The 20,392-nt window shown below is 31.5% G+C and carries 23 protein-coding genes; 19 read left to right on the top strand and 4 right to left on the bottom strand.

Annotated elements, in window-relative coordinates; genetic code table 11:
* Positions 1-3 precede the first annotated feature (3 nt).
* Positions 4-888: a LysR family transcriptional regulator gene (locus tag KQH81_RS09695; RefSeq protein WP_099335575.1), complete on the bottom strand. Its 885-nt coding sequence runs from the start codon at positions 886-888 to the stop codon at positions 4-6.
* A gap of 110 nt (positions 889-998) precedes the next feature.
* On the opposite strand from KQH81_RS09695, the gene KQH81_RS09690 reads away from it, so the two are divergent.
* On the top strand, positions 999-1,577 hold the full coding sequence (locus tag KQH81_RS09690; protein ID WP_099335574.1) for a chromate transporter: 579 nt from the start codon (positions 999-1,001) through the stop codon (positions 1,575-1,577).
* Positions 1,574-2,137, top strand: coding sequence for a chromate transporter (locus KQH81_RS09685; RefSeq protein WP_027639942.1), 564 nt, complete (start codon positions 1,574-1,576; stop codon positions 2,135-2,137). The genes KQH81_RS09690 and KQH81_RS09685 overlap by 4 nt, the downstream gene beginning before the upstream one ends.
* Before the next feature lie 92 nt (positions 2,138-2,229).
* On the opposite strand, the gene KQH81_RS09680 is transcribed toward KQH81_RS09685, so the two are convergent.
* Both KQH81_RS09680 and KQH81_RS09675 read right to left on the bottom strand, forming a co-directional pair.
* Entirely contained in the window at positions 2,230-5,067 is a 2,838-nt protein-coding gene (locus tag KQH81_RS09680; RefSeq protein ID WP_180269191.1) for a sigma 54-interacting transcriptional regulator, read from the bottom strand.
* Positions 5,068-5,073: 6 nt separating this feature from the next.
* Entirely contained in the window at positions 5,074-6,201 is a 1,128-nt protein-coding gene (locus KQH81_RS09675; RefSeq protein WP_099335572.1) for an anaerobic sulfatase maturase, read from the bottom strand.
* A 258-nt stretch (positions 6,202-6,459) separates the two neighbouring features.
* Between KQH81_RS09675 and KQH81_RS09670 the strand changes: the two genes are divergently transcribed.
* The 10 genes from KQH81_RS09670 (at position 6,460) to KQH81_RS09625 (ending at position 14,005) form a co-directional block, all read left to right on the top strand.
* Positions 6,460-6,891, top strand: coding sequence for a PTS sugar transporter subunit IIA (locus KQH81_RS09670; protein ID WP_027639939.1), 432 nt, complete (start codon positions 6,460-6,462; stop codon positions 6,889-6,891).
* A 20-nt stretch (positions 6,892-6,911) separates the two neighbouring features.
* The gene (locus KQH81_RS09665; RefSeq protein WP_099335571.1) at positions 6,912-7,382 is read left to right on the top strand and encodes a PTS system mannose/fructose/N-acetylgalactosamine-transporter subunit IIB; all 471 of its coding nucleotides are present in this window, start codon (positions 6,912-6,914) and stop codon (positions 7,380-7,382) included.
* A gap of 35 nt (positions 7,383-7,417) precedes the next feature.
* Positions 7,418-8,218, top strand: a complete 801-nt coding sequence (locus tag KQH81_RS09660; RefSeq protein ID WP_099335570.1) for a PTS mannose/fructose/sorbose/N-acetylgalactosamine transporter subunit IIC — start codon at positions 7,418-7,420, stop codon at positions 8,216-8,218.
* Positions 8,218-9,030, top strand: a complete 813-nt coding sequence (locus tag KQH81_RS09655) for a PTS system mannose/fructose/sorbose family transporter subunit IID (RefSeq protein WP_099335569.1) — start codon at positions 8,218-8,220, stop codon at positions 9,028-9,030. The genes KQH81_RS09660 and KQH81_RS09655 overlap by 1 nt, the downstream gene beginning before the upstream one ends.
* Before the next feature lie 127 nt (positions 9,031-9,157).
* The gene (locus KQH81_RS09650; protein WP_099335568.1) at positions 9,158-10,636 is read left to right on the top strand and encodes a sulfatase; all 1,479 of its coding nucleotides are present in this window, start codon (positions 9,158-9,160) and stop codon (positions 10,634-10,636) included.
* A 14-nt stretch (positions 10,637-10,650) separates the two neighbouring features.
* On the top strand, positions 10,651-11,079 hold the full coding sequence (gene lacA, locus KQH81_RS09645; RefSeq protein WP_099335567.1) for a galactose-6-phosphate isomerase subunit LacA: 429 nt from the start codon (positions 10,651-10,653) through the stop codon (positions 11,077-11,079).
* Between the two features lie 12 nt (positions 11,080-11,091).
* Positions 11,092-11,607, top strand: coding sequence for a galactose-6-phosphate isomerase subunit LacB (gene lacB / locus KQH81_RS09640; RefSeq protein ID WP_230028168.1), 516 nt, complete (start codon positions 11,092-11,094; stop codon positions 11,605-11,607).
* A gap of 19 nt (positions 11,608-11,626) precedes the next feature.
* Positions 11,627-12,481 carry a tagatose bisphosphate family class II aldolase gene (locus tag KQH81_RS09635; protein WP_099335565.1) on the top strand — a complete coding sequence of 285 codons (855 nt, stop codon included), beginning with the start codon at positions 11,627-11,629 and terminating at the stop codon, positions 12,479-12,481.
* A 16-nt stretch (positions 12,482-12,497) separates the two neighbouring features.
* On the top strand, positions 12,498-13,424 hold the full coding sequence (pfkB, locus tag KQH81_RS09630) for a 1-phosphofructokinase (RefSeq protein ID WP_099335564.1): 927 nt from the start codon (positions 12,498-12,500) through the stop codon (positions 13,422-13,424).
* Between the two features lie 203 nt (positions 13,425-13,627).
* Positions 13,628-14,005, top strand: a complete 378-nt coding sequence (locus tag KQH81_RS09625) for an HIT family protein (RefSeq protein ID WP_099335563.1) — start codon at positions 13,628-13,630, stop codon at positions 14,003-14,005.
* Between the two features lie 96 nt (positions 14,006-14,101).
* Here KQH81_RS09625 and KQH81_RS09620 read toward each other — a convergent pair whose 3' ends face one another.
* Positions 14,102-15,400, bottom strand: coding sequence for an APC family permease (locus KQH81_RS09620; RefSeq protein ID WP_099335562.1), 1,299 nt, complete (start codon positions 15,398-15,400; stop codon positions 14,102-14,104).
* 554 nt (positions 15,401-15,954) lie between these two features.
* Here KQH81_RS09620 and KQH81_RS09615 point away from each other — a divergent pair.
* The 7 genes from KQH81_RS09615 to KQH81_RS09585 all read left to right on the top strand — a co-directional run bounded on the left by KQH81_RS09615 (position 15,955) and on the right by KQH81_RS09585 (position 20,382).
* A complete protein-coding gene (locus KQH81_RS09615) occupies positions 15,955-16,590 on the top strand; it encodes a lytic transglycosylase domain-containing protein (RefSeq protein ID WP_230028167.1) in 636 nt (211 codons plus the stop codon).
* 1 nt (position 16,591) lies between these two features.
* On the top strand, positions 16,592-17,014 hold the full coding sequence (locus KQH81_RS09610) for a YaaR family protein (RefSeq protein ID WP_230028166.1): 423 nt from the start codon (positions 16,592-16,594) through the stop codon (positions 17,012-17,014).
* Between the two features lie 11 nt (positions 17,015-17,025).
* The gene (locus tag KQH81_RS09605; protein WP_230028165.1) at positions 17,026-17,331 is read left to right on the top strand and encodes a FliM/FliN family flagellar motor switch protein; all 306 of its coding nucleotides are present in this window, start codon (positions 17,026-17,028) and stop codon (positions 17,329-17,331) included.
* A 143-nt stretch (positions 17,332-17,474) separates the two neighbouring features.
* The gene (flgM, locus tag KQH81_RS09600) at positions 17,475-17,753 is read left to right on the top strand and encodes a flagellar biosynthesis anti-sigma factor FlgM (protein ID WP_178312218.1); all 279 of its coding nucleotides are present in this window, start codon (positions 17,475-17,477) and stop codon (positions 17,751-17,753) included.
* On the top strand, positions 17,750-18,160 hold the full coding sequence (locus KQH81_RS09595; protein WP_230028164.1) for a flagellar protein FlgN: 411 nt from the start codon (positions 17,750-17,752) through the stop codon (positions 18,158-18,160). The genes flgM and KQH81_RS09595 overlap by 4 nt, the downstream gene beginning before the upstream one ends.
* A 13-nt stretch (positions 18,161-18,173) precedes the next feature.
* Positions 18,174-19,463, top strand: a complete 1,290-nt coding sequence (flgK, locus tag KQH81_RS09590; RefSeq protein ID WP_230028163.1) for a flagellar hook-associated protein FlgK — start codon at positions 18,174-18,176, stop codon at positions 19,461-19,463.
* Between the two features lie 13 nt (positions 19,464-19,476).
* Complete coding sequence (locus tag KQH81_RS09585; RefSeq protein WP_230028162.1) at positions 19,477-20,382, top strand: flagellin N-terminal helical domain-containing protein; 906 nt, start codon at positions 19,477-19,479, stop codon at positions 20,380-20,382.
* The last annotated feature ends 10 nt before the right edge of the window (positions 20,383-20,392 follow it).

The raw sequence follows: 20,392 nt of genomic DNA, 5'->3' as shown, positions 1-20,392 counted from the left end.
AAACTAGTATTGGCTGTTATTTTTATAGGCAAGATTAATAAAATCATTAGCACTTTGAGTAAGATATTTATTTTTGTGATAAATAATAGAAAATTTTCTTGTCAAAGAAACCCCTTCTATGTTAACAGCATAGATTTCATTTCTTTTTAAACTATCTTTTATTAAAAGATAAGGTAGAACGGATATGCCGATATTATGGCTTACAGCCCTTACAATAGCTTGAGTACTAGAGCTCTGCCAAAGTATAGAGGCTTTAACTCCGTGTAAATCTAAGATATCATCAAATATTTCTCTACCAGCGCTGCCCTTTTCTCGCATTATAAAATCTACATTTTTCAAATCATTTATATTGATTGTTTTTCTTTTAGCAAAAGGGTGGTCAGGGGAGCAGATAAGCACTAAGTTATCATCCATGAAGTGTCTGCTCTCAATAAATGGGTTATGAGCAAATCCTTCTATAAAACCTATATCAATTTCATTTTTTAAAACTGCATTTTCAATAGTTTCAGAATTATCAATTAGTGCATTGATTTTTATCTTAGGATGAGTAATCTTAAATTCATCTACAAAGTTAGGCAAGAGATAATTTCCAATGGTTATACTTGTCCCTATACGAAGGGTACCAATTGCATCCCAATTTCTCATGGTATTTTCCATTTCATCAAATAGGGCGATTATATGAGTTGCATATTGCAAAAATTGTTTTCCAATTTCAGTAATATGAAGTCTTTTTGAAATTCTATCAAACAGTTTCACCCCATAGTAATTTTCTAGTTCTGATATAGCAAGGCTTATAGATGGTTGTGCAATAAATAGTTTTTCACCTGCCAAAGTTACACTGCCAGTTTCACATACGGTTATAAAAATTTTTAGATGTCGTAAAGTCATAAATACCCTCCATAGAAAATACATAATAAAAATGTTATAAACTTTATATAATTATACTATTTCCATTATTTCAGTACAAGTTATATATTGAAGTAAAGGGGGAACTTTCCATGAATGAAAAAAGAAAAATATATTTAAAACTTTTTATATCAACATTTTATTTAAGTGCATTTACATTTGGAGGAGGCTTTGTAATTATACCTTTAATGAAAAAGAAATTTGTGGATGATTTAAAATGGATAGACGAGAAGGAAATGCTTAATCTTGCTGCTATAGCACAATCGTCACCGGGAGCAGTTGCTGTAAATGCTTCAATTCTTTTGGGATATAATGTAGCAGGAAGGATAGGGGCTATTGTCTCAATACTTGGCACTGTGATGCCGCCTTTAATTATACTATCTATAATTTCTATGTTTTACACAATATTTCGCTACAATATAATAGTAAACTATGTCTTGAAGGGAATGCAGGCTGGTATAGCGGCAGTCATTACTGATGTTGTTATAAATTTAGGAAGCAATATAATAAAAGATAGAAATATTATATCAATCTTAGTTATGATAGGAGCATTTATAGCTACTTTTTTCTTAAAGATAAATGTAATGTATATTATATTAGTTTGTGGAATTATAGGAGCATTAAGAGTTATACAGATCGAAAGAAAGGAAAGGAGTAGTATTAAAGCATGATATATATAGAATTATTTTGGAGTTTTTTTCAAGTAGGTCTGTTTAGTATAGGTGGAGGATTAGCTGCCTTGCCGTTAATTCAAAATCAAGTTGTTGATGTGCATCAATGGTTAGACATTACAGAGTTTACTGATTTAATTACAATTTCTGAAATGACTCCTGGACCTATTGCTATTAACTCTTCCACATTTGTAGGAACTAGAATTGCAGGACTTTCAGGAGCTTTAATTGCCACCATTGGATGTGTGATTCCATCTTGTATTATTGTAATGACTCTTGCATGGTTATATAAAAAATATAAGAACTTATCCATTATTCAAGGGGTACTTGATGGATTGAGACCTGCAGTTGTAGCACTTATTGCATCAGCAGGACTATCAATTTTGATTTTAGCTTTTTGGGGGGAGAGTGGATTTTCTATAGATATAGGAACGTTAAACCCTGTGTCTGTTATTCTATTTTTATTATCACTATTTGTACTAAGAAAATGGAAACCTAGTCCAATTGCTGTGATGTTTGGCTGTGGAATAATAGGATGCATTACTTATATACTAATATAATATACAAAAACAAAGATGATGCAAAAATCTTAGTGATTATGCATCATCTTTTTTATCATAGTATAATACTGTTTTTTAAAAGAAAAAGTAATTTAATTAGATGAAGCCTGCTTGTAAGCATCTTTTACTATTTCGCATATGTAGTATAATTCGTTTGTTGGCACTGTTATATTCAAAGTGTTAGTCAATGTTTCAAGAGCTTTATTGGTGGCAGCTATATATTTTTCATTTACAACTACATAGGTTGACATCTCTTCTTGAGGAGTTAAGACAAAGTCTTTAAGAAGGATTCTTTCTACAGCACAAGACAGATGAATAAATATTTTTGTTATGCTTGAGTTTGTCATAGTTATTTTTAAACTGTCTTCAATTACGTTGATAAAATTAAAGATAATAGATTTAATTTTATAGGCTGAGAAAATCGTAAGATATTTATCTACAGCATCACAAGTGATATTTATTGTTATATCTTTAGTGAGACTTTTTACAAGTTTATTATCAAAAGATGTCTCTTTTATACCTATTAATGACAAAAGTTTATTAACACCATTATGCAATACAATCTCTTCTAATGATATAAAAGGAATGTCATCAGTACCAGGATCAACACTTCCTACAACTGCTAAGGTTTTCTTATCTAATGACGTTTGATGTATTATTTCTCTAAGCTGAGTTTTGCTTTCTAGATTTAGAGGAATGATGTCAATATCATATATATTATTATTTTTTAATATGTCAGTAAGATTTTCGTGGAGATAATGGGCAACCCCTTCACCTGAATTACACACAGTATAAATAACTCTTTTTTTGTTTATAGAGAGATGAGTTTCTATCTTTTTATTAAAATTATATGCAAGTTTATTGTTTAGTGATATTAAATCATGAAGTATATCATCTATGTCATTTTTTAAGAATATAGATTTTCTAATAGCTTCAATGACTAATAATATGTTTGTTGAATTAACTGTAACAACATTTATGCCGGTTTTGTCTTTTATAAATTCATCAAGATTTGTTAATGAACCCATATCTGCAAAGAGAATTAGACCCCTTTTAAAGGTGCCAGGTTTTAATTTTTCTAAAAATACAGGTAATATTTTACCTGCATCTTCAGTAAGAGGCATGTCTACAGCTAACGCAAAATTGATGCTTAAAAGTTCGTTAGCAACAGCTGCTATATTGCTAGCCAAAGATTCACCATGGGCAGCTATCATAATTCCAACAGAGTCAAAGGTTTCCTTTGATTTCAACGAATCTATTATAATCATAAGATTATTAAGTTCCTGAGATGGACAGTATATATTAAATTTAACCTCAAGTGTTTTTATTACTTTTTTACATACTGATTGTATCTCTAAAGGTATGTCCAATAAATCTGTAGTTTTACTAACTTTCCTGTTATCCGAAGTATAATCTTTTAAGTTTTTCAGGTACAAAGCTAGTGCTGTATATGAACTCCTGTCAATTATAAGGTTTAAATCTTCATATAACATATCAGATAAAGTAGATATTATTTCTGAAGTCTCATCATCTAAAAAATCTGGATACATCTTCTGCATTGTAAAGTTTTTGGCAATTAATTGAGTATAATCTGAGAAAACTTTTTTAATATCTATGTTATCCTCGCCTAATATATTAAGCTGATTATTATAAAATTTTACGAAATCATAAGTGTCTATAGAAGGAGTTTTAATCACTTGACTTCCAGGCAAAAACTTGTATTCATCTTTATCTAAAAGAAGCTCAACCTTCTGTCTAGTGGATATATCAATATTAGATAGGGTGTTATTTGTATAAGGAGGTAGAGCATCTTTTGTTATGGTTACTTTATCTAAATTATTAATCCTGCTATCTAAATAAGAGCGTGCAACTGACAATTGAATATCACTTGCTAACTGACCTATATTCCCATGAGGATTATACAGCATTAAATCAGATAAACAATCTTTATCAACGTGGATAGGCATATTAATTTTCTTTGATTCCATACTGTATAAGTTTGTTACAAGCATAAGTCTTTCGCTAAGAGTACGTTCTCCTAAGCTTGGAATCCTTATAGATGATGGTATTCTTCTTAAAAATGTAGTGAGCAGCATGGAACTAGGATTTTCTGTTGTAGCTGCGATTATAAGAACCTTAGCTGTTCTTTCAGAACTGGTTTCACCAAGCCTTCTAAACTTCTTTTTATCAATATATAAGAAAAGCATTTCTTGACCTTCTGGTGGAAGACGATGAATTTCATCTAAAAATAAAACACCTCCATCGGCTTCTTCTATAAGGCCCTTTTTATCACTATCAGCTCCTGTATAGGCACCTTTTACTGAACCAAAGAGCTGAGAAACAAGAAGATTTGAGTTATTTGCATAATCAGCGCAGTTGAAAACAACAAAAGAAGAATTCTTACTAAAAACATTATTTTGAACGCCATACTCGTACATGATTTCAGCGAATAGGCTTTTACCAACACCTGACTCACCGAGAAGTATTGTATGAAGACCATTAGGATAAAGGATTGATGATTTTGCTAGTTTTACTATTCCAGAAAGACTATGGTTAAAACCTATCAATTTATTAAAAGGGTCTAAGTTGTTTATGGTGATAACTTCTTCAACATCATTTGAGGAGTTTGTCCTAGGGATTAAATCCTCTAGAGAATAACATTCAATAGATTCATCGCCTAAAAACACATGAAATAATTCTTCAAAATAATCCTTATCAAAATACTTTGTAGGTTTTCCTTTAATTTTAATAAGAAAGCCATTTTTGTAAAGTTTATTCAAATCTGCAGAAGCATTGTTTCTAAGTATGTTAAGGTTTTCAACTATGTCCAAGGAAGATACACCTATGGATGGATTTCTTTGAATTTGAGTAACGGATAAGTTTTTACAAAAATTTTTTATGTAATTTTTCACAAGGTCAATTCTTAACAATTCCATCTACCTCCCTAAAAAAGAGTTTTGTGTAATAATTGCAAGATGTCTAAATTTATCAAGTGAATATGAGTAAAAGTCATAGTAAGATTCACAGAAATAATTAAGACTATTTTCTTGATTTTCACGATGACGTCTACAGCCACCTCTGCAAATTGAAAAATATCTACAGGAGATACATTTAGAATTTGCATTTTTTGAAGATTCTAAGAAGGTAATGGTATTTGGATTCTTGTGAATGTCCTCAAAAGAGTCTTTAAGTATATTTCCAACTTTATATGTTTCATAGGTATAGAAATCACATGGATATATTGAGCCATCACTTTCAATAATATGTTGACAAGAGCATACTCCTTTCATATCACAAGCTTCATACTCATGATTAAAAAATAAACCTAGAATATTATCAAATAATCTTATACTTACATAATCATTGTTCAGTGCATCCCTATACCATAAATCAAAAAGTTTAATAAGAAATTTTCCGTATTCTTCTGGAGTGATGGAATACTTTTTTAATGTCATAGATGTATTTTCCAAAGGTTCGAGACAAGGAATAAACTGAAGATATCTATAATCATTTTTCTTATAAAACTTATAAACACTTTCGATTTTTTTACACAATGTAGATGTTACAACTGTAAGTATATTAAATTCAACCTTATGCTTTTTTAATATATCAATACCTTTAGTGACTTTATTAAAGGTTCCATCATTTTTCAGATCAACTCTGTTCAAATTATGTATATCTTTATTTCCGTCGAGAGATATTCCTACAAGAAAGTTATTCTCTTTTAAAAATTCTCCCCATTCATCATCAAGAGTAGTACCGTTGGTTTGTATTGAAAATGAGAATATTGTGCCATTTTCAAGATTTTGAGTATATTTTACAAGTTCTCTATAGAAGTTTAAGCCAATCAGAGTGGATTCACCACCTTGAAAACCTATAGAACAATATCCGCCATTACAGTAATCATCTGATTTAATAATTATTTCTTTTAGAGTAGAAAGCGGCATAAAACCATAATCCTTTATATCTCTTGCATCAGCAATAGAGTGATAAAAACAGTATGTACATTTTAAATTACATTTGCTTGATGATGGTTTTATCATGAGACTTAAATTTTTTTTCATTTGATTCCCCCCAATTTTAATAAAGCGATTTCATAATCTATGATAAGTTTATTTTCTATATTTTACAAGGGAAATTAATATATAGACAGAATTTACAAAATACTCTTTCAAATGAAGAGTATTAATTTAATAGTATCATAGAATTTAAAAGAGTATCAAAGAGTATTAGGACTTTATGAAAACGTTATAAATACTGATGATACTGATTTTGGCACAACAATTGCTCTTAAAATAAGTATGTAAGGAGGGAATGGACAGATGAAAGAAATAGGAATCATATTGATAAGTCATGGACATTTTGCAGAATATGCCATGAAAAGCGCAGAAATGATTGTGGGAAAGCAGGAAAATTATAAAATAATCTCAGTGACGGATGATAAGGATCTAGAAAATGTTTTGTCAGAGATTAGAGATGCTTATAAAAAATTAAAAGATGAAAGAGAAGTAATTGTTTTGGCAGATATATTTGGAGGTACCCCATGTAATGCTGGATCAAGAATGATATTAGATGGATGTGATATAACGGTTTATACAGGATTTAATCTTCCAGTATTATTAGAACTATTACTAAACAGGGAGCTGCCAACAGAAGAAATTAAAGATAAATTAGAGGAAGTTTATAAAAATGCCTTTATAAACATAAATGATAAACTATCATCACAAAAAACAGAGGAAGAATTAAGCTTATAAAATTTTAGGAGGTTATAAATATGGGGATTAAATTAGTAAGAATCGATGACAGATTAATTCATGGACAAGTTTGCTCAACTTGGATTGGTGATTATGGGGTGGAGCAAGTTTTAATAATTAATGACAAGGTAAGCAAGGATCCAGTGCAAAAATCAGTTGTAGGACTTGCAGCACCAGCAGGTGTCAGAGTTTTAGTTTTTGGGGTAGAGCAATTTATAGAAGTTATAAAGAAAAATCCAATAAAGAAGGATACATTACTTTTATTTACTACATCAACAGATGTATTAAGAGTAGTAAATGGAGGATTGCATATAGACAAGGTAAACGCAGGAGGCATGAGATATAACGAAAGTAGAAAGAGGCTTACAAAATCAATTTCAGTAACAGCAGAGGAAGAAAAAGCATTTAAAGAACTTATAAATAAAGGCATTGAAGTCTTTATTCAAATGGTACCTAAAGATGACGTAATATACATGAAAGATATAATTTAAAGGATTAATAAATTTTATAAAAAGGAGAGGTTATTATGTTAATCAAAGCATTATTAGTTGCTGCTTGGGCTGGCATATGTGCATGGGATCAGTATGGACCACATTTAGGCTTTAGAAAACCATTACTTGCAGGTGTAGTAACAGGACTTATTTTAGGTGATTTAACACAAGGACTTATAATTGGAGCTACATTGGAACTTATGTGGCTTGGAGTTAATAATGTTGGTTCCTATGTACCACCAGATGTAATTTCAGGATCAGTTGTAGGCGTAGCAATAGGTATTTTGTCAGGTGGCGGAGTAGCAACAGGAGTAGCAGTGGCAATTCCAGTTTCTTTATTAGTACAACAATTAGATATGCTATGCAAGACTATAAGTATTTCTTTAGTTCATAAGGCTGATAAGATTGCTGAAACCGGTGACTTTGACAAAATAGATAAACTTCAATATATAGGAGCATTTTTAATCTTTTTAAGCAGAGCACTACCAACATTCATAGCTGTATTTTTAGGGGCAAGTGTAATCGATTCGATTATGGCTGCAATACCTGCCAGCGTAATGACTGGGTTAACAGTAGCTTCAAAGGCTATTCCAGCTGTAGGTATAGCAATGCTCTTAACTATGATGCTCAAGAAAAATATGTGGATGTTCTTAATACTAGGTTTTACATTAACAACATACCTAAATCTTCCTACATTAGCATTAGCCTTAATTGGTGCTTGTTTCGCAGGAATTTACGATTTAATAATGACTAATAAGAAGAAGGAAGGACATGTAGAACCAGCAGCGGTAGGTGCTGATTCTAATGAAAATATAGAAGGAGGCTGGGATTTATAATGGCTAATTTAATCGATAAAAAAGATTTGAAAAAAGTTTTTTGGAGATCTCAGTTATGTCAAATGTCACATAATTATGAGAGAATGCAAAGCTTAAGTACAGTGTATATATTAAAACCTATATTTAAAAAGCTTTATAAAAATAAGCCAAAAGAAGAAAGAGTAAATGCTATGAAAAGGCATTTAGAATATTTCAATACTCATCCAGTTTTAATGCCTTTTATTTTAGGTGTAACGTCAGCTATGGAAGAGACAACAGACGAAGACCAAAAAGAATCTGTAATTGCAATGAAGACAAGTTTGATGGGACCTTTAGCTGGAATTGGAGATAGTATGCTTAATTTTACATGGATGCCTATAGCAGGATCTATAGGTGCAGCTTTTGCTATAGATGGAAACATACTAGGTGCCATAATAATGTTTTTAATGATTAACTGTCTATATTTCCCTGTGAAATACTATGGAGTAATGAAAGGTTATTCCAAGGGGATGGAGATATTAGGGGATGCAGACAATGGTAAAGATATTTTTGATAGATTAGCAAATATGGCAAATGTATTAGGAGTTATAGTTGTTGGCGGATTAATTGCAACAACTGTAAAAGTAAAACTTGATGTATCAATAGCGGCAGGAGAAAATCCTTTAATGCTTCAAGATATGCTTGATAAAGTAATGCCAAGTTTAATACCTCTAGCTCTAACTTTCCTTTGCTACTATTTATTAAAGAAATCTAATGGTAAAAATGCTGTATGGGTAATATTTGGAGTATTAATTATAGCTGTATTATTATCAATGGCAGGAATCATAGCATAAGAAAAAAGATGTGAACTTTGAATGCTTGAAGTTCACATCTAACTTTTAGTAAAAGAAGCAAGTTTATAGAGATTAAATAAATTTTTGTATTAATATATAAATTTGAGTTATTGGGAGGAGAGTTTATATGAGAACAGTTGTAGTTTTAATGGATACATTAAAGAGAAATATGATGGAAGTCTATAATGAAAATACTTGGGTTAAGACTCCTAATATAACAAAATTTTCTAAAGAAGCAGCTACATTCGACAACCATTGGGTAGGCTCAGCACCATGCATGCCAGCAAGAAGAGATATACTTACTGGACGCTTAAATTTTTTAGAAAGATCATGGGGACCCATAGAACCATTTGATATAACACTTCCTAAAGTTCTATCAGAAAATAATGTATTCAGTCACATAGTAACAGATCATCCTCATTATTTTAGACTTGGGGGAGAGGATTATGTTCAGCAATTTTCTACTTGGGATTTTTATAGAGGACAAGAAGGGGATCCATGGATATCCAAAATAGATGATCCATCTTTTATGCCTGATAATTATTATGGAAAGCTAAGAAAGCAATATCAGTGGAACAGAACTAAATGGGAGAGACATGAAGATGAATATCCAACTCCCAAAACATTTAACGCAGCTTGCCAGTGGTTAGAGGATAACAAGGATCATGATGATTTCTTCCTAATGGTAGAGACTTTTGACCCTCATGAACCTTTTGATGTACCAGAAGAATATATGGAAATGTATGACTGCACATATGAAGGGCCGTATTTTGAGACGCCTAACTATAAAGAGGTAGATGTGCCAAGTGAAGCTTTAGATTATATAAACAAAAGATATGCTGCATTACTTACAATGACAGATAAACATTTTGGAAAGCTTATAGATAGACTAAAATCACTTAATATGTATGAAGATACATTAATAATAGTTACAACAGATCATGGATATTTCTTAGGTGAGAGAAATTATTTTGGAAAGAATTATATGCACATGTACAATGAACTTTCTCATATTCCTTTAATGGTACGTTTCCCTAAAGGAGAAATGTCAGGAAAAAGAATTGATGTACTTACTCAAAATATAGATATTATGCCTACAATTTTAGACTATTCAGGTGTGGAGATTCCAAAAGATGTACAAGGGATGTCATGGAAGCCAATAGCAAAAGAAAGAGCATTTAAAAGGGAATATGCACTATATGGTTATCACGGAATAGCTATGAATGTAACTGATGGTAAGTACACATATTTCAGAGCACCAAACAAAGAAAATAAACCATGCTTTGAATATACATGCATACCAACAACAATTAGAAAGTATTTAGGAAAGGGAAGAGAGTCAGAAATAGAAGTTGGCAGATTCTTAAAGAGGACTGATTATCCTGTATATAAGATACCAATAGAGAATCCTTCAATACTTGACAATGTTGATGATGCTTTAAAATATACAGCTGAAAGTAAACTTTTTAATATAATTGAAGACTATGAGCAAGTCAATCCCATAAAGGATGATGATTTAGAAAGACAATATATAGAACTTTTAAAGAGAGGCTTGGAGGAGATGGATGCTCCAAAAGATCAGTTTGAAAGACTAAATTTGAAATAATAGGAGGATTTTCGATGAAGGTAATAATTGCATCAGATAGCAAAAGCGTAGAGTTTAAAAATGGAATAAAGGAAGATTTAATTAAAAAAGGTCATGAAGTCATAGATAAGACTGAAGGAAAAGATGTAGATTTTTATGATGCATCAAATTTAGTATGTGATTCAATTCTTAATAATGAAGTCGCTAGAGGAATTGTAATAGATGAGTATGGTACAGGCTCTTTTAATATATGTGCAAAGCATAAATATATAGTTTGTGCTCAAGTGGCAGATGAACACTCAGCTAAAATGACTAGAGATCATAATAATACTTCGATTATAGCAATGGGGTCTAAGGTTACAAGCTTAGAGATTGGAAAGAGAATTGCAGAAAAGTTTGTTTCATCTGAGTATTCAGGCGGAAGACATCAAATAAGAGTAGATATGTTAAACAAAATGGCATAGGAGGAAAGTAAGATGATAATATCAGTTGGATGTGACCATATAGTTACAAATATAAAAAATAGCGTTGTAGATTATTTAGAGTCAAAGGGACATGAAGTAATAGACAATGGAACTTATGATAATGTAAGAACTCACTATCCTATATATGGCAAAGCTGCTGCAGAAAAAGTGGTTAATGGAGAAGCTGACCTTGGAATAATAATTTGCGGCACAGGAGTGGGCATAACAAATTCAGCAGCAAAAATTAAGGGTGCAAGAGTGGCACTAGTAAGAGATGTTGAAACAGCAAGATACTCAAAAGAAGAGCTTAATATAAATATCCTTGGCTTTGGTGGCAGAATCACAGGTATAGGACTTATGGAAAATATTATTGATGTATTTTTAGAAACAGAATACAAACCAACAGAGGAAAATAAAAGACTGATTGAAAAAATTGACAATATGATTGAAAAAGATTATGCAAATGGTGATGAACACTTCTTTGATGAGTTTAACGAGAAATGGGAAAGAGGAGAATATCACGACTAGAATTCAAGGAGGGGTTAAGATGAAGATATTATCGACAAGACAAATGCTTTTAAATGCACAAAAGGATGGATATGCAGTACCTGCATTTAACATACACAATTTAGAGACTTTTCAAGTGGTTGTAGATACAGCTAAAGAAATGAGATCACCAGTAATAATAGCAGGAACACCTTCAACTATAGAATATGCAGATGGAGAATATATAAATGCTATGGCAGAGGTTGCTGCTAATAAATATGATATTCCAATAGCTATTCATTTGGATCACTTTGAAGATGTAGAAGCTATAAAGAAAAATATAGATATAGGTTTTAGATCTTGCATGATAGATGGATCTAAACTAGAATTTGAGAAGAATATAGATATTGTAAAATCTGTAGTAGAGTATGCACATAAGTTTGATGCTACAGTAGAAGCAGAGCTTGGCAAATTAGGAGGACAGGAAGATGACTTGGTGGTAGATGAAAAAGATGCTATGTACACCAATCCTAATGATGCTGCAGAGTTTGTAAGAAGAACAGGAATAGATTCTTTGGCAGTGGCTATAGGAACTGCCCACGGTCTTTACAAAGGTGAGCCTAAACTTGACTTTGAAAGACTTAAGGAAATAAGAGAAAAAGTTGATATTCCATTAGTATTGCATGGAGCTTCAGATGTACCTGACGATTTAGTTATGAAAGCAATATCTCTTGGAATATGCAAAGTGAATGTGGCTACAGATTTAAAAATACCTTTTTCAGATGCATTGAAAGAATACTTCAATGAGCATCCAGATGCAAATGACCCAAGAAAATATATGACTCCAGGTAAGAAAGCTATGAGGGAAATAGTTAAGCATAAAATTTCAGTTTGCGGTAGTGCAAATAGATATTAAAAATTAAGGTAAGAGAATGATATTAGTAATAAATCTTAATGCATCTGTAGATAAAAGGTATGAAATGAAAGAACTTCTAAAGGGAAGTGTTATGAGAACTTTTAAAGTCGAAAATACGCCTGGAGGCAAGGGTGTGCACGTTGCGAATGTGTCTACAATTTTAGGGGAACAGTGCATTGCAACAGGATTCTTAGGGGGTAAAACTGGGGAGTTTATAGAGGAAAAGCTGGCAGAATATAAAATAAAAAATGATTTTGTAAAGATAAAAGGTGAAACAAGAGAATGCTTAGCCATTATTACAGAGGATTTGGTGCAAACCGAAATACTAGAGCCAGGACCTGAAGTTTCAATAGAAGAGCAGATGGAGTTTATAGAAAAGTATAAAGAACTACTTGAAAATAGTGATATTATAGTAGCATCTGGCAGTGTCCCAAGAAATGTTCCAAAAGATTTTTATAGCCATCTTATTTTTATAGCGAAGAATAGAGGAAAGAAGTTTTTGCTTGACACGAGCGGTGAACTTTTAAGTAATGGAATAAATGCAAAGCCATTTTTTATAAAACCAAATAGAGATGAAATAGAAGCTTTGACAGGAAGAAAAATAGAAAGTGATGAGGATGCTGTAGAGGAAATAAAGAGATTTCAAGAAAATGGAGTAGAACTTGTAGTGATTTCCCTTGGCAGCAAGGGAGCCATAGCTGGCTACAAAGATGAGTTTTACAAGGTAACAGTTCCAAAAGTTCGGGCTGTAAATCCTGTAGGATCTGGAGATTCCTATGTGGCAGGAATTGCTGTATCCTTAGAGAGAGGGTATTCTATAGAAGATATGTTAAAGTATGCTTCAGCTTGTGGAACGGCTAATGCCATGGAAGAAGAGACAGGCTCTGTAAAAGAAAGCATAGTAAATGAATTGTTAGAAAAAATAAAAGTAGAAAAATTATAAGATAAGCATAAATTTTTAGGGTATCGGCAAAGTCCGATACCTTTTCTATTCTTTGACCTAAAACAAGAAAGCCTAAAAGTATAAAAAGGTGAGTTAAAGCTTTTTATCTTATGATAGTAGCTATAGAACTTCACCGAAGTTAAGAATTCATTTTATACAGAAATATGGTAAAATAAAATTATAAAACTTTTGGGGGAAGAAGGATGAAAGATTGTTTATTTTGTAATTACGATAAAAAAGAATATATAGCAGAAAATGAGATGGGCTTTGCCATTTTTGATCACTTTCCAGTGAATGAAGGACACGCTCTTATAATTCCGAAGAGACATTTTCAAAACTTTTTTGATGCTACTGAGGAAGAGATAAAAGGGCTTTATTCTCTGCTTCATGAGGTGAAGGAAATAGTAGATGAGAAATATAGTCCAACAGGATATAACGTAGGGGTAAACGTAGGATATGATGGTGGACAAACCATAATGCATCTACATATTCATCTTATTCCAAGATACAAAGGGGATGTAGAAAATCCCAGGGGAGGAATAAGAAAGTTTAAGAAAGAGTTGGTGCCTTATAATGGGTAGATAATTCTTAGATAAAGATTAAATCAAATAAAAGCATATGAAATTATAAAAAGAGACAATCCCTAATTTCTACAGAAACAGGGATTGTCTCTTCTTTTATTTACGCTTGATAAAATAATATACAGGTAATCCAATCAATGTGATGATAATTCCTACAAGTGATTGTGTTGGATTAGATATCACTGTGCTGATTAGAATATATAGTCCACCTAGAATTCCTACAATTGGGGTGATAGGGTAGAAGGGAACACGATAAAGTCCTTCTTTTTTAGGCATATGCTTTCTAAGACGAAATACACCAAAGACTCCCATGGTAAAGAAAATCCAAAGTACAAATACCAAAAGATCTGTTAATGTATTAAATGTTCCAGTCAAAATATAGACTACTGCAAGAACACTTTCTAAAATTAGAGCATTGGCAGGTGTATGGAATTTCTTGCTGACTTTTGATAAGAAGCTTGAGCCTGGAAGCATTTTCTCTTCGCCCATGGCGAATGGAATTCTGGCACCAGTCATTAGGAATCCATTTAATGCACCGAATACAGATACCATAATACCAGCAGTGATAAACATAGCACCGTTCTTACCAAATAAGGCAATTGCAGCATCTGCAGCAGGTACAGAGGAAGTTACTACTTCATTAATTGGAATTGCTCTGAATATGGCAAGATTAAAAATTGCATATACAACAACAACAAATAGTACACCAAGAGAAATAACTCTAGGCAAGTCTCTAGTAGGTTTTTTTAATTCGCCAGCCATATTGGTGACACTAATCCAACCTTCATATGCCCATAGAGTTCCAAGAATAGCAACACCAAATCCGTTTCCGCCAGAAATAGTATCGGTACCTGTTATTTGGAAGGAACTGCTGTTGATTATACCAAATAGAATAATTGCGACAATTGGAACTAATTTTCCTATAGTAGCCACTACCTGAATAATTCCACCATACTTAGTAGCAAGAACATTCATTAGCAAAATAAAACCTAGAACACAAATAGCGACTATTTTTTGTTGAGCTGCGCTGATTGGCCAGAAGAAACTGGTATAGGTGGCAAAAGCAATTGCCTGAGCTGCCACAGAAGCAGGATAAGAAATAATAGTTTGTACCCATCCAAGTAGGAAACCAAATACGTCACCGTAGAGATCTTTTAAATAAGTATATAAGCCACCAGATTTTGGTATAGCAGCAGCAATTTCTGCAATGGTTAGTGCAGATGCAAGGGTAATTATACCACCTGCAACCCATGCAGTAATAGCTAATGCTGGTGTACCTGCATTTTGAAGAACAATACCTGGCTTTAGAAATACACCAGAGCCAATGATCATTCCAACGACAATAGCCATAGCTTCTAAAAATGATATATTTTTCTTGAGTTTAGATTCACTCATAATTAAATCTCCTTATGAATTCTTTTCTTTATTATAAAATTTTATATATTTATTGATTGTCTAAGTTTATCGTTATAATCTTATGATATATTTTAGTAGTTTTACAGAATTGTTTAAATTTAATAGAAGTGAATTACGGTACGTTATTGATTCTTAGAATTAATTTTTAAGTTTGCCTCGTTTTTTCTACGTCTATTGGAATACTCTATATCACTTAATATTAGCTACTTCATACCTAACACCGCCTTTCATTTTCGTAATTTTATTTTACCACGAAGATTATATGTCGGATAGTAAAAGTTTAATTAGTTTTAATTAGAAATTATTGTATAAAAATTTGGGTTTTTGTAGTTTGATAAGAATATATGGAGAAAAATTTTGAAATAAACTAAAACGTCTAGGGTTTATTATTAATATAAGAAAAATTAACATATATATTAAAAGTACATATAATGGAAATGAACATTTATTTTTTTATAAATTTTTAGGTGTAGGCTAAAGAAAGTATCTTTATATCCGTATATTTAAAATAATTAACGTTTTGAGGTGGTTAAATGTTAAATAGGATACAAGGTTTCAATAATGATATGAGAATGTCTAATTTTAATAATATGAATAGTCGAAACTGTAATTTTAATTCAGGAGCATTTGAGATTATGCTTATAACTCTTTTAACTGCTTTAAAGGAGCAAAATAAAGTGACGAGGAATGAGCAGGAAAAAACATTAAATAGAAGTGTCAATACTTTAAATAGGATGAACTTCACTTCACAAAAGCTTGGTGTCAGTATAGATGAAAGAATAGAAAATGCTATATCGATTTCAGCAAAAAAATATGGGGTAGATGAAAAACTTGTAAAAGCAATAATAAAAATTGAATCAAATTTTGACCCTAAAGTTGTATCTCCAGCAGGGGCGAAAGGGCTTATGCAGCTTATGCCTGAAAATTGCAGGGATTTAGGGATTAGTGATCCTTTTAATATAGAGCAGAATATAGATGGCGGAGTAAGACATATAAAAGAATATTTAGATAGATATAATGGAAACATGGAGATGGCTCTTATGGCTTACAATGGAGGTCCTACAAGGATGGTGAATAGGGGCGTGCGATCTATGAATGATATCTATAAGATGCCTAAGGAAACTCAAAATTATGTGCCAAAAGTTATGAGTTATTACAGAGGATTATAATATGAAGATTCAAGGTGTAAATTCTAACAGAATGGTGGGAATGAAAGATAATAGGATTCAAACCAAAAATGATTTTTCGGATAATCTTATGAAATCTTATCAATCTGCTACAAAAGAAGAATTAGAAAATTATATAAAAGAAATTAAAAAAAAGGGGAGCCGGCTAGCAGCTACAAAAAGTTATGTTGATGTTAAAAACTATAAAGAAACTATAAAGAAGTATCTTAAAACTGTGGTGGAGTATACTTATAGTCTAAATAAAAATTTAGGATTTTGGGAAAATCAGTATTATTCTACGGTGGATACAATAAATGAAAAGCTTGAAGAACTTACAAAAGAGATATTAAAAGAGGAAAAGGAAAAATTAAAAATATCATCAGCTATAGACAACATTCAAGGACTGCTAGTTGATATATATAAGTAAAGGAGAATAAAATGGAAACTAGACTTAAGGAAAAGGTTTATGAAGTTGAATTCGAGTCTTTAAATATAAAAGAAGTAGAGAAATTTGAGAATAACAAGGCTGTACTTAATGCAAAGGTAGATGTAAGTGTAACTATAGGAAGCTATAGGGGAACTATAAAAGATGTTCTCGACTTAAAAGAGGGAGATATAATTTATTTAAATAAAACTGTAGATGAAGATTTGGATATAAATATCAATGGAAAAAATGTTGCCTTGGGAGAAAGTCTTAAAGTGGACGATAAAATGTCAGTAAGGATATTGGATTTTAAAAAATAAATAAGATTATAATACGGGTGCAGAGCTTTAAATAAAGCCTGCACCTATTAAATTTAAAAAAATAACTACATATATCTAAATAAAATAGTTATGATGTCGATAATTATAATAGGGATACAATGGAAAGTATATGGAGGGAAATGATGAAAATAAATTCTATACAGACCAATAATGTTATAAATGCTTATGGCAGACAAAAGCAATATGCTAAAGGAGAATCTGAAAGCAAACAGGTTAAGGATAAGGTCACTATATCTGAGGATGCAAAATATCTTAGCAAAATTACCTCTGATACAGATAATATTGACATAAAAAAGATAACTGAAATAAAGAAAAAACTGAAGAGTGGTACTTATAGCATAAATTCAAGAGAAATAGCAAAAAAGATGGTGGAATCTTTAAAAGGAGAAGAGAAGGAATGAAGCCAGAATTAAAGGTTGTACTATTTGAAGAGAAAAAAATTCTTCAAGAGCTTCTTAGATTGTTAGATGATCAGCACGGAGTCATATTAGCTAAAGATGTCATGAGTTTAGAGAAGCTTACAGAGAAATTAGATCATGTGGGAAGAAATCTTGCTTCTGTAGAAATCAAAAGAAGAAATCTCTTAGAAGATGATGATTTCAAGACTCTTATGGATAATAGTGATGATGAGCATATGAAATCCGTATATGAAGAGATAAAAGAAATCTTAAAGAATCTTGAGATTCAGAAAAAAGTTAATGACACTCTTATAAAGCAGCAGCTATTTTTCACAAGCAAGATGATAAATGTTATAAGACCATCTAAAAATATTGGGACATATAATTCCTATGGGAAGATAGGAAGATGATTAAGGAGGAATTATGGCAAATTTATTAGGAACTCTTCACTCAGCTTCATCAGGCATGAGTGCAAGTCAAGCAGCTATACAGACAACATCTCATAATATAAATAATTTAAACACCCCTGGATTTTCAAGGCAGAGAGTGGATCAGACGGCATCAAGACCTTTCAGTCAACCTGGTCTTAGCAGCAGCTATTTGGGAGCAGGACAGCTTGGAACTGGAGTAGAGGTCAACAATATAAGCAGAATAAGAAACACTTTTTATGATTTTCAGTTTAGAAATGAAAGCCATATTTATGGTGATATAAGTGTTAAATATGATTACTACAAAAATATGGAGAATATTTTTAATGAGCCTTCAGACAATGCAATATCATCATCTTTAAACAAGTTTTTCAATGGCTGGCATGAGGTTTCAAAAGACCCAAACAATGTAGGCGCTAAAAATATAGTTATAGAAAATGCGAAATTTCTAGCTAATAATATAAGCCAGTCTTATAGCAAATTAGAGAAGCTAAAAGAAAATATAGATAAGCAAACTTCTGATATGGTAAATGATATAAATTCTATGCTTAGTTCATTAAAAGATTTGGATACTAACATAAAGGCTATAGAAGGTAATGGTAAAACTCCAAATGACTTGTTAGATGCCAGAGACAAAATTCTAGATGAACTTAGCTTCAAAATTAATATAAATGATGAAGCTGTAAAGAATGCATTAAGTGATGGATCTGTAACTATTGATGAACTAAAAAAAATAGATGTATCAGGTGAATTAAGCGGTGCTTTGAAAATGGGCAAGGAACTTGATTCATATATGAAGGAACTAAAGGATTTATCAAAAGGGATAGCAGATAGTGTGAATGATATTTATAATGACGGTTTGGAAGCAGGGGATATAAAAGACTTATTTATATTTGATGATAAAAGTAAACCTATATTAAAGATCAATGAGGAATTTTTGAAGGATTCTAATAAGTTAAAGATGACTACAGAAAAAAGTTTAAAGCTGTTCAATCTTAAAAATGAAAAAATAAATGTAAACGGACAGGACATAAGTATAAACAATTATTATAATTCTATAATTGAAAAATTAGGACATGCAACTCAAACAATAGTAAGAGAAGAGAAAAATCAAAGTCAACTTATGAAAAGTATAGACAATTCAAGACTTAGTGTGTCTGGAGTTTCTTTGGATGAAGAAATGATAAGTTTGATACAGTTTCAGCATGCTTATAATGCAAGTGCAAAAGTTGTTTCTACTATAGATTCACTTTTAGATGTTGTTATAAATGGACTCGTAAGGTAAGGGAGATGATGAGATGAGAGTAACAAATAGAAGTATGAGCAATACTTACTTAACAGATGTGCAAACAAATCTTCAAAGTATAGATAAGCTAAACAAGCAATTAAATACAGGAAAACAAATAAATAGAGTATCTGATAATCCATATGAAGCTATAAAAATACTTAATATGCAAAATGAAATAAATGATGTTGAAAGATACAATTATAACTGTGATGAAATATCTGGCTGGCTTAATTCTACTGATGATGCTTTAGATAAAGTAGGAAATATAACAAGTGAAATAAAAGTGCTTTTAAAATCTATAAGTGGAGCTTATGGTAATGATGAAATAGGTGCAATAAAAAACGAAGTAAATGAAAAAATAAAGCAGATAGGGGAAGCTCTTAATACAACCTATGCAGGAAGATTTATTTTTGGAGGAAGTAATACAGATGAAGCTCCTATAGAGATATTTCAAAATCCTGATGGTATGGTCCAGTTGAAAGTAAAGTCTAATGTAAATGATGAACAATTAAAATCAGAAATATCAGATGGAATATGTATAAACTATAATTTGACATTATCAGATGTAACAAATAAATCAGCTGGTTTAGACACAATAAACAATATCGTGAAGGAACTTTCAAAATCTCCAGCTGACCTTGAAAACTTATCTCAGCTTGATGATGATCTTAGTAAATATCTCACCCATATATTAGACAATAGGTCTACAATTGGGGCAAGAAGCAACACTGTAGAAAATGTAAAATCAAGCAATGAGGAGGGTATACTTACTCTTAAAGGATTCTATTCAAACATGCAGGATGTGAATTTTACCGAAAAATATATAGAGTTAAAATCAGCAGAACTTATATACAATTCATGTATGCAGGTTGGGGCAAAGCTCATACAGCCAACATTGCTAGATTACTTGAGGTAGGAGTGATACT

The sequence above is a fragment of the Clostridium cadaveris genome, assembly GCF_020911725.1.
In the GTDB taxonomy this organism is placed as follows: domain Bacteria; phylum Bacillota; class Clostridia; order Clostridiales; family Clostridiaceae; genus Clostridium_X; species Clostridium_X cadaveris.
This window is presented reverse-complemented; position numbering and strand designations above follow the sequence as displayed.